Raw genomic sequence first — 16,012 nt, 5'->3', positions numbered from 1 at the left:
CAGCCCAAAGGCTACTTACACTGCAGGCATTATTCAGCAATTTTGTCGGCAATACTCTTTTGAATTGCCTCTAATTCAGCCTCTGCAGCTTCTTGAGTATTTGCTTTTGTTCCAACATAGAACTTAATCTTAGGTTCGGTTCCAGAAGGACGAACAGCTACCCAGCTGCCATCTTCCAACCAATACTTCACAACATTGGCCTTTGGCAAAGCTAATGGTTCGGCAACCCCAGTGGCCATCGTTGTCACTGTTTGTTGATCAAAGTCCTCGGTCTTAACAACAGCCACACCACCGAATTCAGTTGGTGTTTCATTTCGGAAGTCTTGCATAATGGCTGCCATTTTATCGGCCCCATCAATTCCTGCAAAGGTCATTGACTTTGTATTTTCATCAAAATAACCATATTCAGCAAACAACGCTTGCAACCCATCATAAAGGGTCATATCTTGACTCTTATAGAAGGCTGCTACTTCGGCTAACATCACTGTTGCTTGGATTGAGTCCTTGTCACGCGTGAAAGGCTTCATCAAATAGCCATATGATTCTTCAAAACCAAACAAGAACGTATGTTCATCAGTATCTTCAAAGTGTTGGATTTGTTCAGCAATGTACTTAAAGCCAGTCAAGACATTGATGGTTGCCATATCATAGTGATCGGCAATCGCAGTCGCAAATTCAGATGACACAATTGACTTCACGACCGCACCATTTTCAGGCAACGTCCCAGCATCAGCCTTAGCTGTCAAAATGTAATTTAACATGACCGCAGCAATTTGATTTCCTGAAAGGAGCGTATACGTACCATCCGGTTGACGAACCGCAACACCCATCCGATCAGCATCGGGATCAACGGCAATCGCCACATCGGCACCATTTTCAGAAGCGGTGTCAATTGCCATTGCAAGCGCGGCATGATCTTCTGGATTTGGTAGTGCAACCGTTGGAAAATCACCATCCGGCTCCTTTTGTGCAGCAACCATTGTGACATTTTTAAATCCAGCATTTTCAAGTGCTGGTCCTGCAATCTTAGCTCCCGTTCCATGTAATGGTGTATAAACCAACTTCATGTCTTGGCCAACCGCATGGGTCAGCGTTGGATTGATTGTTACTGTCTTAATGGCATCAAGGTAGACATCATCAATATCTTGGCCAATTGTAACTAAGAGGCCCTTTTCACGCAAATCAGTTTCATCTGCAACGGGTACCGCAAACATGTCGGCTTGTCGGCTTGATTCAGTAATGATATCTGATTCCTTGGGTGGCATTTGACCGCCATCTTCCCCATAAATCTTATATCCATTGTATTCTTTAGGATTGTGTGAGGCCGTAATCATAATTCCGGCATACGCTTTCAAGTGGCGGACCGTAAATGAAAGTTCTGGCGTTGGACGCAATGACTCAAATAAATAAACTTTAATACCATGCGCACCCAAAACTTTAGCCGCTTCCAAAGCAAATTCCGCTGAGTGATGACGTGAATCATATGAAATAGCAACACCACGCGTTTTTACGGCGTCATCCAAACTATCCATCAAACGGGCCAAACCTTCGGTTGCTTGTCGCACCGTGTAAATATTCATCCGATTAATCCCCGCACCCATGATACCCCGCATACCTGCGGTTCCAAAAGATAAAGGTTGGTAAAAGGCATCTTCAGCCTTTGCATCGTCTTGCGCCAAATTTTGCATATCTGCTTGCAAATCACTTGGTAAATTTGTTTGTTCTTGCCAAATTTCAAAATTATTTTTCCAGCTCATTATTTTGCTCCTAATTATCACCGATTACTTTACTAACACTAAGTATAACACACATAAGAATACGCTTACATCATTCGTATTATCCCTTTTTTTCGGTAAAGACGTAATCTGTAGGTAAATTAAACTCTTGTCGCACTAAATTAAGCGCGGCGTGGAACACCTGGTCCATATCGTAGTAACGATACTGTCCCAAACGCCCGCCGAATACGACTTGATCTTGATGTTGACGTGCTAAAGCGGCATATTGCTTATAAATCGCCATATTGGTTTCGTCATTGATTGGGTAATAAGCTTCCTTATCACGATCCCAAGTTTGTGGGTATTCACGTGTGACCACTGAAACACCTTCATCCGCAGCACCATCAAAGTGTTTCCACTCCATGACCCGTGTATATGGCGTCTTAGCATCAGTATAGTTAATAACCGCATTCCCTTGGTAGTTATCAGTGTGCACCACTTCTTTTTCAAACTTCAATGAACGGTAACCCAGCTCACCATATTGATAATCAAAGAACTTATCAATCATCCCCGTATAGATAATGCTTGGGAATTCGGCGAGGTATGCATCTCGATTACTAAAGAAGTCAACCCCGGTTTGGACATCGATCAACGGGTTATCCAAAAGTTGATCAAAAATCTGCGTATATCCACCAATCGGAATCCCTTGGTAACGATGATTAAAGTAATTATTATTGTAAATAAAACGAACTGGAAGCCGCTTAATAATGAAGGCTGGCAAATCAGTTGCCTTACGTCCCCATTGTTTTTCCGTGTAACCCTTGACTAATTTCTGATAGATATCAGTTCCAATCAATGAAATGGCTTGTTCTTCAAGGTTACGTGGTGCCCGATTGCCTAATTGACCCAAAGCCGCTTCGCGTTGCTCCGCAATCTTCGCTTGAGCTTCTGCTGGCGTCTTGGTACCCCACATCTCGTAAAATGTGTTCATATTAAATGGCAAGTTGTACATTTCACCTTCGTAATTTGCCATAACTTGATTCTGGAAACCATTAAATGTGGCAAACTGTTGCACATAGTCCCAAATCTCTTGATTATCCGTATGGAAAATATGCGCACCATAGTCGTGAACCGTAACCCCATGCTCAACGTGGGTATACATGTTTCCACCAACATGGTCACGTTTTTCAATCACTAAAACGCGCTTACCCAACTTTGCGGCTTCATGTGCAAAAATCGCACCATATGGACCGGCACCCACTACCAAATAATCATATTTTTTTGTATTTAACACGGGGCTTTACCACCATTCTCTAAAATTTATAAAATTGTTTTTTCTCTGATTACTATTTTACCATATTTCATTTTATCGCTTAGGTTGAACCGATAAAATTTCAACACAACGTTACTTTTCATGTGTCCACAAAAAAAAGCACTAGTTTTCAACTAGTGCTTTTTTCTTAATCATTCAAACCTAAGCGATCAAAGATATCATCAACATGCTTAAGGTGCCAGTGGTAGTCAAAGGCATCATCAATATCTTGCTTTGAAAGTTGGGCATTAATTGTTGGATCAGCATCCACTAAGTCACGGAATTGAATTTGCTCATCCCATGAACGGGCTGTTAATGGTTGCACTGTATCGTAGGCTTCTTCACGTGACAACCCACTATCAACCAACTTCAACAACAAACGTTGTGAATAGATCAAACCGTATGTGCGCGTCATATTTTCTTTCATCGACTCTGGGAAGACTTGCAAGTTTTCCAAAATACCTGTCAAACGATGAATCATGTAATCAAGCGTTGACGTTGCATCTGGCAAAATAATACGTTCTGCACTTGAGTGTGAAATATCACGTTCATGCCAAAGCGCCACATCTTCCATAGCAGTAACAGAATAACCACGCAAGACACGTGAAAGTCCAACAATGTTTTCTGAACCAATTGGGTTACGCTTGTGTGGCATAGCAGATGAACCCTTTTGTCCACCCTTGAAGCCTTCTTCAACTTCATGAATTTCGGAACGTTGCAATCCACGAATTTCAGTTGCCAATTCTTCCAACGTTGTTCCAATCACGGCAATTGCTGAGATATAATCAGCATGCAAATCGCGTGGCAAAACTTGTGACCCAATGGGTTGTGGCGTCAAGCCAAGTTCTTTCATGGCGTATTCTTCAACACGGGGTGGTACATTGGCGAAAGTTCCGACAGCTCCTGACAACTTTCCAGTCGCCATTTCCTTTGAGACGCGTTCAAAACGTTCAATGTCACGCACAGCGGCTTGATAAAAACGTGCCAAAACAAGTCCAAAAGTTGTTGGTTCAGCGTGAACGCCGTGTGTACGACCCATCATCACGGTATTTTTATACTTACGTGCTAACTTAGCTAATTCATCACGGTACTCAATCAAGTCTTGCATAATGATTTCGTTTGCTTCACGAATTCGTAAAGCTTGTGCCGTATCAACCACATCAGTTGATGTTAGCCCATAATGAATCCACTTCCGTTCGTCACCCAAAGATTCAGAAACATTACGCGTAAAAGCAACCACATCATGGCGGGTTTCCTTTTCAATTTCTGCAATGCGGTCGGGATCAAAAGTCGCATTCTTACGAATTGCATCTAGGTCAGCTTGTGGCACATGTCCTTCAGCTACCCAACCAGCAGTTACCGCAATTTCAACATCTAACCAAGTTTGATATTGGTTTTCAGTTGACCAGACTCTTGCCATCTCAGGGCGTGTATAACGATCAAGCATAAATAAGTTAGCTCCTTTTTTTAAACACGAATTAAAAACTCATCGCCTAGTATTATAACGTATTTTCACGAACATAAGCAATACATTACCTGTTGATGATTGAAAAAAGCGAACAAAAAAAGCCACAAATTGTGGCTTTTCCGTAAATTAACTACTTTTTGTTTTCTTTAGCGGCTTGTGCTGCAGCTGCTTCAGTATACTTTGAAAGGACATTCTTCATATCTGGGTCCTTGATATCGACATTCGCCTTACCAAGTTCCTTACCAACAATCGCATTAACTTGATCTTGGTCAGACATCACTTCATCAACCTTAATGTTCTTTAGGTCACCCTTCATCTTATCGAATGCAGGCTTCTTTTCTTGCGTATTACGCTTTACAACGTAGTAGCCAGAATTTGATGAGGCTTGAACTGGTGTCTTCGTATATTCACCATTCTTAAGCTTGAAGGCAGCCTTCTTGACGTTAGGATCAACCTTAGTACTTGTTGAATCGAAGTCGTCTAGCTTTCCACCGTTCTTCTTGCTTGCTGAATCACCTGAATACTTCTTTGCAAGTTCAGTAAAGTCTTGCCCATCATCTAATTCCTTAACAATCTTTTCAGCATCACTCTTGCTACCCATCAAGATAACAGAAGCACTCGTCTTTGGTTCGTAGTCCTTATAAATCTTCTTCAAACCGGCGTTTGAGAAGTTTGTATTGGCCTTAACCGCTTGACGTTCCAAAAGTTCAAGCTTAACAGAATCACGGTAAGTTTGTGGTGTCATCCCAGAAGCAGTCAATTGTTGTTCAAATTGACTTCCCATTTGATCACGGGTTTGATTATACTTCTTCGTAACATCCTTGTTTGAAACTTCTTTACCATACTTCTTATCCAACACTTGAGTCACAATCATATTGGCTAATGTTTGTTGACCAGTTGGTGTTTGCTTTAACTCTTTATAGTATTTAGATTGGGTAACGTTTCCATCATCGCTTGTCGCAACGCTCTTAGGTCCGGCTCCCCAAATCGCTAATCCGATTCCGGCGATAAGGACAACGCCTACGCCTAATACTTTTTTCCACATATGCATGGGCCTCTTTCTATTTTTTAAATATTATCTAGTGTAACATAAATTTCTAGGTTATTCGACTTCATAGGTCACGCCCATCGCGAATTGCCCATTATCTAGTGGCACTTGAATATTCATGTGCTCCTTAAACTCAGCATCATGATAATGCAGTACCGCTCGTTGGTATGGCCAATCAAAATCAGGGAGTTGATCAAGCAATGCTTCATCAGCTGTCGTTGACGTATTTAAAATGAAGCGTACAAGCATCCGTAACCAATCCACATGCGATACCTTATCCAAAAAGGCAACGTGCGTAAATGGCATTGGTCGCATCTCACCCTGTAACCCAACACCTGCTTGTGGCATGGTTGGCATTACAAACTGATAGAGCCCAGGCTCAGCGAACGGCATTTCTGGCACGGCCAAATCACGCAATATCGTTTGTTCTGCCGTTTCAATATTAACTTGACGATTTGTTTGGTGACTCAGCACAATTGGATGCAATTCTGCGCCATCAAAGAAGTAATTCAACAAAATTTCTTCTTTAGGCTCAGTCAATGTTGATTCCAAGTACTTTTCACGCGCAATTACATCGACTTTAAGCCCTGCCGACTTCAAGCTGTTAATCAATTTAATCCGATTTCCCGGTACCACAATTCGCGTTGGTTGCTCGACTTCCACCACATTCATAATGTCCGAAATTTCGAGCGGCTCGAAATACTGCTTATCACTAAGTTGTGGGATAAACGTGAGATCATGTGGATTATTGTTCATTAATACCGTTTCATAACCTTGTCGCTTGTATTCGTCGCTCACCATCGCCATCACATATGACGCTGACGCGCCATCCCCTAAACGAAAGGCCCCAGTCCCAATTATCAGCACTGTATTTTGACCTAATCGCTCACTTTCATTCTCCGTCTCAAACGTTGAATAAAATTGTGAGACAGATTCTTGGAACTCACCTGCTGAAGGCTCAAAAGCCTTATACGTTGGCAAAACATTATTATCCCAACGATAACGGCGGACACTATCATACACAGATGACCAGAGTTTAGCAATCAATCCATCCGAAAGCCCATAGTACTTGGCCCTTTTCATGAGATCAATATCCCAAGGATGATCTTGCACATCAATTTCCAACTGCATAATCTTTTGCAATTTATAGAAGAAAAAGGCATCAATGTGCGTTAATTCCGCTAGTTCGTCCACTGTATAACCACGGCGAATGGCTTCTAATAGCAATAAAATCCGATTATCTTGTGGGTGAATCAATTGGGCAATCACTTGACTATCTGTCAATTCACCCATCAAGTCAGGTGAAAAACTCCGATTGCTAAAGTGGGCCGCCCGCAAAGCCTTTTCTAAAGCTTCCTCTAAACTACGGCCAACTCCAATTGTTGCTCCAACGGATTTTTGGATGGTATCAAGCCGTCGATTCGTCTCGATTCCACCAAGTTCAAGTTCTCCAAATGTAAAGACTGGGAAACGCACCACAATGTGATCCATGGTCGGTTCGAGCATCGCTGTGTGTTCAGCATAACTACTTGGAATATGCACCTTTTCTAAACGATCACCAAGCATTAAGCCTGTCATGACTGGGACCATCGGATAACCCGTTGCCCCTTCAATCAGAGAAACTTTACGGTCATAATATGGCACCAATCGCGTCACAACATACGTATCATCTTCAGGATTAACAGCGAATCGTACTTGGAGCAGTCCCTTAATATCAAACCCACGGGCAATTTTGAAAGCCGTATGCCGCAGTGTTTGCACAACCGGGTCTGCCAAAGTTTGAATCGGTGTAATCGCAATGGAATCTGCTGAATGAATCCCCACTGGATCCATATCTTCGATTCCGCCAATCAGTACATTCGTATCTCGAAAATCACGCATAACAATTAAGGCGATCTCCTTATAACCGCGAATACTTTTATCCACATTGACCTGGTGCGTCAACGATCGTGCCAAGGCATCTTCGGCAATTTGATCTAATTCCTCAGCATCTTCAGCCTGCATACGTAACGCTTGACCCTGTGGTGCAATTGAACGGACAACCACAGGAAATTCGAGTTCCCGCGCCGCATCAAAGACTTCCCCAGGGGTACTAGCTAATCGCGTCTGAACCGCAGGTAAATGCCATTGTTGCAAGCGTTCTTGCAAGTATTTCGTATTTTGTGTGGCTTTTAATACCGGTGTAGAAAGCCCATAAATTTTTGGACCTTGATCACCTAAAATTTGTTGGACTTCAAAAGCCAAGCGAATTGCAGTCGTACCACCGACATTTGGGACAACCCCGGTAATCCCATTCGCAATAATGACTTTTACCAGATTTTCGGCAGTTAAATTTAATACCTCAACATGCACATCCGTCCGGCTTGCTGTAAAACTGTCTGGATTATCGTCGACCAAAAAGACTTCACAGCCTCGCTTAAGTAAGGCTGAAACCATTTGGTAACTTGCTGAATCGGATTCAGTTTCCCGTCCAAAACCATTAGCAGATCCACCAATCAACAAAATTTTTTCTGCCATTTCTATCCTCCTCGGCGTACGGTCACCATATCCATGAAATCATCAAATGGTTGCGTCGCTTCTACCGGACCTGGTGCAGTATCTGGGAAAAATTGCACACTAAAGGCCGGATAATTTCGGTGTCGGAGTCCTTGAATTGACCCGTCCGTTAAATCAACATGTGTCACAAAAACATCGGTACCTTTAATCGTACTCGTCACGATTTGATATCCTTGCGCCTGTGTCGCATACATAATTTGATTTGTAATTTGTTCTCGAATCGGATGATTCATCCCATGATGCTCAATGGGCATTGGTTCAACCTCAACCCCATTGGCTAGCGCAAATAATTCATGTCCTAGCCCAATGGCAAGTAGCGGTACCGTTTTTTGTAACGTTCGAATCAAACTTAAAATCTCTTCCGGAATATCATGCGGATTCCCAGGTCCGGATGACAAGACAATCCCATCTGGATCAAGATTCAAGACTTCCTCTAATGTTGCTGTATATGGTAACACCGTCACGTTGGCATCGTAGTCGTTCAACATGCGCAGCGTCCCATTTTTTAGACCAAAATCAATGACGACAATGTTAGCGCCACGTCCTGGATTAACATACGCACGCGGCGTTGACGTCTGTTGTACTTCTTGGTTGGTTAAAACCAACGCCCGCAATTGATCAAAGGCATGATCATCGGGGAAATCCACAATTGACGCCTTTTGACTCCCTGTTTCGCGCAGATGACGCGTTAATGCTCGTGTATCAACTTGTGAAATCCCCGGAACATTATGTCGCAACAAGAATTCATGCAAACTCATGGATTGCAAACGATTCGTTGATACTTCGGCGACTTCGCGAACGACAACGCCCTTAACCATTGGACCAATCGCTTCATCAGCCCGATGATTAATTCCCGCAGCACCGATTGTTGGCATCGTAAAGACCACAATCTGATTATGATAAATCGGATTGGTCATAATTTCTTGATAACCTGTCATTGCTGTGTGAAAAAAGATTTCGCCAAAGGTTGTGGCTGGTGCCCCAAAGGCGACACCTTCATAGACGGAACCATCTTCTAATATTAAATATCGTTTTGCCATCACTTTACCTCGGACCTCCTCAGCTGGATGCTGTGAGTTTCCTTGCCCCATTTAACTCACATTTTATTCAATTTCAACAGAGTCGCGTCCGTCTACTTCTTCAACATTCACCTGAATGCGTTCCATGGCAGATGTTGGAATATTCTTCCCAACAAAATCAGCCCGAATTGGCAATTCACGATGTCCACGATCCACCAAAACAGCTAAGTTAACCACAGCTGGGCGACCATTGTCCATCAAAGCATCCAAAGCAGCGCGAATTGTACGACCTGTATATAACACATCATCTACCAAAATCACACGCTTGCCATCAATATTGACATCTAATGGTTGCTTGGCAAGCGTTTCAGATTGATCATCACGATATGACGAAATATCAAGTTCCCCGACAGGGATTTCAGCACTTTCTAATTGTTGAAGACGTTCAGCAATGTGTTGTCCGATAAAAACGCCACGCGTTTTAATACCCACAATGACTAAATTATTTATCCCCTTGTTCTTTTCAATAATTTCATACGTAATACGTGTTAATGCGCGTTGCATTGCCATTGAATCTACAATTTCTTTCGTCATAGCGTTTCATACTCCTAGTTGTATTAAAAAAGCGTTATCCACTTAACAATGTGAATAACGCTACTTCATCAGGCTTTTTTGACATGTGCGTTATCCTCTTGCACCTCACGGGATGCTTTTAAGACGATACGCCTCTATTTTAACATAGATACGTCAAGCTTTCATTACTTATCCTCTTCATGGTATGGGTCCAAAGTCGCCAACATATCCGTAAAGTAATCTGGTAATGGGGCTTCAAAGGTCATCTCTTCACCCGTGGTTGGTTGTGTGAGCCCTAATGTTGCAGCATGCAAATACTGCCCCTTTCCTGGAAGGGTCTTAGCCGGCCCGTAAAGTGGATCGCCAGCTACTGGATGATTAATATAATCCATGTGGACACGAATCTGGTGAGTCCGTCCTGTTTCTAAGGTAACACGGAGCAATGTGTAGCCTACATAACGCTTTACAACTTCAAAATGGGTCACAGCATCACGACCACCTGCCACAACACCTTGTTTCTTGCGATCTGTTTTTGAACGTCCTAAAGGTGCGTTAATTGTCCCTTGGTTTTCTTTAAATTCGCCGTGGACTAAAGCATAATATTGACGCAAATTTTTCTTTTCTTTTAATTGTTCCGTTAATGCTTCATGAGCATGATCATTTTTGGCAACCATCAAAAGACCTGAAGTATCCTTATCAATTCGGTGAACGATTCCCGGACGAATCACACCATTAATTGAAGATAATTGGGTATGATACATCAATGCATTCACTAGAGTCCCATTAGCGTGTCCTAAGGCTGGGTGCACCACCATCCCTTGAGGTTTGTTAACAACCAGTAGGTCGTCGTCCTCATAAACAATATCTAAGGGAATATCTTCTGCTTCTGCTTTAAGTTCCACTGGTTCTGGCACGTCAAAGGTAATCACGTCCCCAGCTTTAACTTTGTAGTTGGCTTTCTTTGCGGCATCATTAACTTTTAGTGCGCCATCACTGATAAAACCACCAATTTGGGTTCGTGTATAGTCGTCAAAGGCATCTGCGACAACCTTATCGAGACGTCCCGTTTCTTCATTAATTGTTAACTGCTCTTGTGTCATAATTTTCCTTTTGTGTGTTTGATAACTTTGCTAATTTTGATTGAAGGGCGGCATGAATGCTAGGTGATAACCAATAAGCATAAGATTCCCCATCATAAACAAAGAGGACGGTGCGCTTAGTAAATTGCACATACTGTAGTTTTTCCAATGGGATACGATCTGAATGGATCCCAAAGGCCGGCTTAAAGCGAATACTATCATCCGTTAATTCAACACGTTGTCGACCAAAAATGAGTGCAATTAAGACAACAAATATCAAATAACTTACTGCTGTAATCGTATTAAATGTCGTGACTTCTAACCACATAATCGTCCCAAAGACAGGAATCATTAATAACCATGTCCATAAAACGTAGCCTGCCAATCCTGAAACTTGATAATAACCGCGCATAATCTTCTCCTCAATCTCTATCTCGCTAATAAGTATAACATGTTATGTCCTGATTACCTGGTCAAGGTGTCGGATTCGTCTATTCTACCCAATCCACGCTGAATTGAAACAATTCTGTAATCATTCATCTTTCTTACTGCCACACTCATTCATTATACTAGTATTATAAATACACAATTAATGGGATGGGAAATGTTATGAGACTTGAAATAATTGGGATGGGGATCACAATTTTAGGATGGATTGCCCTTTTGGTATGGGTAATCAACATCCTATTTACACATCATGACCATATGCAACAATCGATTATTATGAAGGCTTTAGGCTGGATTGGTGTAATGCTAATCTTAGTTGGCGGTGGTATTAATTATGCCTATAATCAAACACAAGATATTACGCCTGCATCAACGCCTAAGTCTCAAGTCAAAACGAACGACACATCAAAGTAACCATGATCTATCATCTTTACTTTGATGCAGCCACCCGTGGACAAAACGGGCCCAGTGCCGCTGGCGTCATTATTGTAGCTGCCCACTCACAAACCCCATTCAAAACAACGTTAGCGGACATGTCCAATCACGCTGCCGAATTTGCTGCAGCGAGTTTCGCCCTAAACTGCGTAGCACCATTAGCTGAACCGACTGACACATTGATGCTGCATTCGGATTCTAAAATCGTGATTGATAGTTTAACCAAAGGTTACGCTAAAAACTTTATGGCAGACGTCACACACATCAATCAGCAATTGGACCAATATCGCAATGTCATTTTAGAATGGATTCCTGAAAAACAAAATCAAGGGGCCCATCAGCTTGCCAACCAAGCCCTTGCTACTATTTAAACAAAAAACGCTTAAATTCTACTTGAATTTAAGCGGTTTTCTTTAGAATTAGATGCTCCTCCGTACCCCCCCATGACATTTTGGCGCTAATCCTTGACTAATCATCACAAAGGCAAAAAATGAAGGCGGTAAAGAGGGAGAATATAAGCATTGATATTCCACTCCAGAGGGCTATTGTCACTGGTGTTGCGGTATGCTCCACAGGAAACAAAACAAAGCTAGCTTTTAAAAAATTGTCGCATTTGCTACATTCTAACATTTGTAACCATGAACCTTCGTAGTAGTTTACATAAAGAAGGCAATATGTACAACATGATACATGGTCTAAATTATTTGGGTGATTTAACAGACCCGAAAAGTGATGATAACAATAGCTAGGTGTGGTGTAATGCACGTTGTGTTAACTCAATTTGGTCTTGCTCCTTTTCCGAAACACTATTGTTGGTAGCGTTCTTAGATATATAACCAGTCACCTGTATATGCAAAAACCGCCAGCTTTTTATAGCTAGCGGAATATTTTTTATAAATTTTACCGGCTACCATTGTCGATTGATGGTGTGAAACTACCCTTCGCTTTTGCTACCGCCTGTGATTGTTGTTCGGCACGAGCTGAAGCACTTCTCAAGGTACCACCCACACGGGCTGAAGAAGAGTGTGAAAGCTTACGTTGAGTATAGTTAGAGTGCCCCCACTTATAACCGTTGAGATAGTTATTGTGATCTGTATAATATACCCATCGCCCATTTGCATAGTTTACAGCCCCAGCTAATTGTGGCGTTTTATTTTTGGCAATATCAGCAGACCCACATGCTGATGCTCGTTCAAATAAATTCTTAGATGAAGCCCCAGCTAAATTATTATCCTTATCAAAATATAAAGATTGAACGCCCGGGGTTGAATCATTAATATCAATAGTTGCAGCTGATGCTTGCACAGTTCCTAAAGCCAGCATACCACCCAAAACAGTTGTTGCTAATAACAGTTTTTTCATATCACTGTCCATTCATATGATAATCCTTCTGCGATAAATCACCTTTTATATTATAGAATAAAAAATAATGTTAGAATTGCGCACTATGTCATTTTATATATACACATTTGTCACTTATACTCTCAAAATATCTATCATGCGACACGATTATTACTGTTTTCCCCTTGTTTTTTAAATCAACCAATAATTCTGCAATTCTTCTCTTATTTTCTTCGTCCAAAGATCCTGTCGGCTCATCGGCTAAAATAACATCTGCATCTTTTAATATTGTCTTAGCAATCGCAACACGTTGTTGTTCGCCACCAGATAAATCATGTACTTTCATTTTCAGATAATTTACATCCAATCCAACATCTTGAAGTGCTTTAATTTGCTGATTTAATTTATCTTTTTTCCCAATTTTCTTATAAACTAAACTAATATCTAAATTAGCTTTAACTGTCTTATCATCTATCAGACCGAAATTTTGAAATAAATAATCTAGTTTATTTCTTCTCCATCCAGTAGCTTCCCTGCTGTTAACATTTGGAATTTCTTCACCAAAGACTTTCACGACTCCGGAATCAGCGCTTCCCACTAATCCAATTATGTTTAAAAGTGTACTTTTCCCCGCCCCGCTCGGTCCAAATATAGTAGTCATCTCCCCTTTGGTAAACACTAAGTTTAATTTTTCTAAAACTTGGTGTTTACCAAATTTTTTATTCAAATTTTCAACCGTTATATTTCCAATGTTTGAAAACATTACTTATTCTCCTTTAGCACTTTATGTTTAATAACAACAGCTGACACAAGAACACACAGCAATTCAAAACTAAATAGCATAAATAGCCCAACCAATGAAATACCATCAAAATCTGCTTTTGCCAATAACATTATTAATAAAATAACGTATTGCATAATAATCAATAACATTAATTTAGAAATCATGCGTAGATTACTGTATCCCGACATGTATTTATAATATATTTCCTTATCGTTGCTCCTGAAATAAAGCACAACTAAATACACAGTTATCAATAATATAAAGGCTATTGTGACCATTAGTGAAACAACCGTCTTTTTTATATTCCCAATGCCATTTTTAAGATTATCCGTATCCAGATTATTTAATTTAACAATCTGTGCATAATTGTCCTCATAATTACTATCTTCTAGATCTTTAAAAATTGACTTATAAGTTTCTCTTTCACTAATATCAATAGGCATTTTTAATGCATCTCGGTTTTCTTGGCCATTCATAATGTTTCTGCATACATATGAACTATTATTTGTCGTAGATACTACCATAGGCTGCATCTCTCTAACATCACCCATACTTAGGTCAAAATAGGTGCGATTTGCTGGTACAGATATTACTTTTAAAACCGGTCGCTTCCCTGTAATTTGTAACTCCGTATCTGAAATATACTTCTTTAAAGCAGTAAGTTCACTTTTCTTATTTTTAGGCATAAGTAATACTAAAGTTGATTCATCATCATTAACTTTAATCGTTCTGTTATCTACATCCTTAATTGGGAATCTTTTTAAATAATTCGGATTAACGATATTAAATTTTTGATAGTCATGATCTTTTCTATCGGTGTATACTTTATCAGCTTCAAAATCACCACCATCAAATAATAATGCCCCTCGACGATTTAATTTTTCATACATCAAATCATCCAACTGTTCCAATGAAATTAATTTTCCAACTTCATTGTCATTGTCATAACCGACTACTTTTGGCCCTATTATCCCGTATTCTGAACCTATCTTTTTATTTTTATAACTAGTGAAAACTCTATGTTGCGCCTCAGTTGATACAAGCTGAAAAATTGGAACAAGGTTACTAAATACMATTATTAAGATAATCGCTTTAATAATATATATAATATAAAATGACCATGATAAATAATTTTTGTTTTTTAACTGACTATTTAAAGAAAGATAATTTAAAGAGAAGACGGCACCTAAAGCTGTTAAAATCAAAATAACTATAATAGAACCTAATACTATATATGCCGTTAACTGTATATGCCAATGTTCGAATGCAAGTAAATAAGTAATTACAAAACCTGTAATGATCAACATAAACAAAAAAACAGTTCTAAACAATTCTCGAGTCATCATTAAGTTAGATAACCCCTCCAACTTATAACTACCAATATATTTACTACTTAACAATACATACAACAAAACAAAAATTGAAAGTAATCCAAACAACGCAAATTGTAATTCAGTTAAATCAGGAAACTCAATTTGTAAATTGGCTTTTTGATAATCCTTACTTTCTTGAAATGACGAAAGCGTATAAGTTTTATGAAATTCACGATTATATTTCAAAGCTAACGCCTCAATAAACTTATCATAATCGTCCTTACTGTCTGTCTCAATATAAAAATCACCTTGCCGTCCGTTATAAGAAATATCATTGTCAATTGGACTAATACCTGAAGAATATCCCTTTAGAGGCAAATCGTTAACATATTTAGAACCTACTTTTTTAGTAGATTGTTGAAAAAGGGTCCAAATATTGCTAGATTTCACAGTATGCACTTGATAGTTCAACTCTGCCCTAGGAAGACCATAATTATAAAAACCAGCTTTATCAATCTGATACCCCGAAAGAAGCTGAACCTTCATATAATTAATATTAACTTCTTTACTAGCATCATTTAAAACAGACAAAACTTCTTTATATTTATCATCACTATCAATGAAATCAGGTATATTAATTACCTTAAATTTATCCTCAAAGTTATATTGCTGTTCGGCTGTCCGTAATAAATAAGCGTTATTTGAATTATAAAAAAGAAGATATGCACCCAAAATAAAAATTGAACCAATTATTATTAATAAACTTTTTCTGAACATTTAAAGTTACACCTTATAATAAAAAATAATTAAATCACATAAATAATTTTATATGATTTAATTATTGCATGTCCATATGGCATATTTTAAATATGGAAAAAATGTGACATATTATAATATCAAGCGAAAAACAAATATGTATGGA

The 16,012-nt window shown here is 39.7% G+C and carries 14 protein-coding genes; 2 read left to right on the top strand and 12 right to left on the bottom strand.

Features of this window, described 5'->3' with window-relative positions; all coding sequences use genetic code 11:
- Positions 1-29: 29 nt before the first annotated feature.
- From D3P96_RS05420 to D3P96_RS05380, 9 genes are all read right to left on the bottom strand, one after another.
- Positions 30-1,757 carry a phospho-sugar mutase gene (locus D3P96_RS05420; RefSeq protein WP_124943356.1) on the bottom strand — a complete coding sequence of 576 codons (1,728 nt, stop codon included), beginning with the start codon at positions 1,755-1,757 and terminating at the stop codon, positions 30-32.
- Positions 1,758-1,836: 79 nt separating this feature from the next.
- The gene (glf, locus tag D3P96_RS05415; protein ID WP_124943355.1) at positions 1,837-3,009 is read right to left on the bottom strand and encodes a UDP-galactopyranose mutase; all 1,173 of its coding nucleotides are present in this window, start codon (positions 3,007-3,009) and stop codon (positions 1,837-1,839) included.
- A 166-nt stretch (positions 3,010-3,175) separates the two neighbouring features.
- A complete protein-coding gene (purB, locus tag D3P96_RS05410; protein WP_124943354.1) occupies positions 3,176-4,474 on the bottom strand; it encodes an adenylosuccinate lyase in 1,299 nt (432 codons plus the stop codon).
- Positions 4,475-4,625: 151 nt separating this feature from the next.
- Entirely contained in the window at positions 4,626-5,540 is a 915-nt protein-coding gene (locus D3P96_RS05405) for a peptidylprolyl isomerase (protein WP_124943353.1), read from the bottom strand.
- A 57-nt stretch (positions 5,541-5,597) separates the two neighbouring features.
- A complete protein-coding gene (locus tag D3P96_RS05400; RefSeq protein WP_124943352.1) occupies positions 5,598-8,060 on the bottom strand; it encodes a carbamoyl-phosphate synthase large subunit in 2,463 nt (820 codons plus the stop codon).
- A 2-nt stretch (positions 8,061-8,062) separates the two neighbouring features.
- On the bottom strand, positions 8,063-9,139 hold the full coding sequence (locus D3P96_RS05395; protein WP_124943351.1) for a carbamoyl phosphate synthase small subunit: 1,077 nt from the start codon (positions 9,137-9,139) through the stop codon (positions 8,063-8,065).
- Between the two features lie 63 nt (positions 9,140-9,202).
- Positions 9,203-9,712, bottom strand: coding sequence for a bifunctional pyr operon transcriptional regulator/uracil phosphoribosyltransferase PyrR (pyrR, locus tag D3P96_RS05390; protein WP_124943350.1), 510 nt, complete (start codon positions 9,710-9,712; stop codon positions 9,203-9,205).
- Positions 9,713-9,876: 164 nt separating this feature from the next.
- Positions 9,877-10,791 (bottom strand): RluA family pseudouridine synthase, encoded by a 915-nt coding sequence (locus D3P96_RS05385; RefSeq protein WP_124943349.1) that lies wholly within the window; start codon positions 10,789-10,791, stop codon positions 9,877-9,879.
- Positions 10,766-11,182, bottom strand: coding sequence for an EbsA family protein (locus D3P96_RS05380; protein WP_185696098.1), 417 nt, complete (start codon positions 11,180-11,182; stop codon positions 10,766-10,768). The genes D3P96_RS05385 and D3P96_RS05380 overlap by 26 nt, the downstream gene beginning before the upstream one ends.
- A 197-nt stretch (positions 11,183-11,379) precedes the next feature.
- Between D3P96_RS05380 and D3P96_RS05375 the strand changes: the two genes are divergently transcribed.
- Positions 11,380-11,631, top strand: a complete 252-nt coding sequence (locus D3P96_RS05375; protein WP_124943348.1) for a hypothetical protein — start codon at positions 11,380-11,382, stop codon at positions 11,629-11,631.
- A gap of 2 nt (positions 11,632-11,633) precedes the next feature.
- Complete coding sequence (locus tag D3P96_RS05370) at positions 11,634-12,023, top strand: reverse transcriptase-like protein (protein ID WP_124943347.1); 390 nt, start codon at positions 11,634-11,636, stop codon at positions 12,021-12,023.
- A 529-nt stretch (positions 12,024-12,552) separates the two neighbouring features.
- Here the strand turns inward: D3P96_RS05370 and D3P96_RS05365 are convergent.
- The 3 genes from D3P96_RS05365 to D3P96_RS05355 form a co-directional block, all read right to left on the bottom strand.
- Positions 12,553-13,014, bottom strand: a complete 462-nt coding sequence (locus D3P96_RS05365) for a hypothetical protein (protein WP_124943346.1) — start codon at positions 13,012-13,014, stop codon at positions 12,553-12,555.
- Between the two features lie 88 nt (positions 13,015-13,102).
- Positions 13,103-13,756 (bottom strand): ATP-binding cassette domain-containing protein, encoded by a 654-nt coding sequence (locus D3P96_RS05360; protein WP_124943345.1) that lies wholly within the window; start codon positions 13,754-13,756, stop codon positions 13,103-13,105.
- The gene (locus D3P96_RS05355) at positions 13,756-15,867 is read right to left on the bottom strand and encodes a hypothetical protein (protein ID WP_124943344.1); all 2,112 of its coding nucleotides are present in this window, start codon (positions 15,865-15,867) and stop codon (positions 13,756-13,758) included. Before D3P96_RS05355 ends, D3P96_RS05360 begins: the two co-directional genes overlap by 1 nt.
- Between the last annotated feature and the right edge of the window lie 145 nt (positions 15,868-16,012).

Origin of the sequence: Weissella viridescens (assembly GCF_003862435.1) — a bacterium.
In the GTDB taxonomy this organism is placed as follows: Bacteria; Bacillota; Bacilli; order Lactobacillales; family Lactobacillaceae; genus Weissella; species Weissella viridescens_A.
The sequence above is the reverse complement of the archived record's forward strand: the minus strand, read 5'-3'. Positions and strand labels throughout refer to the sequence as shown.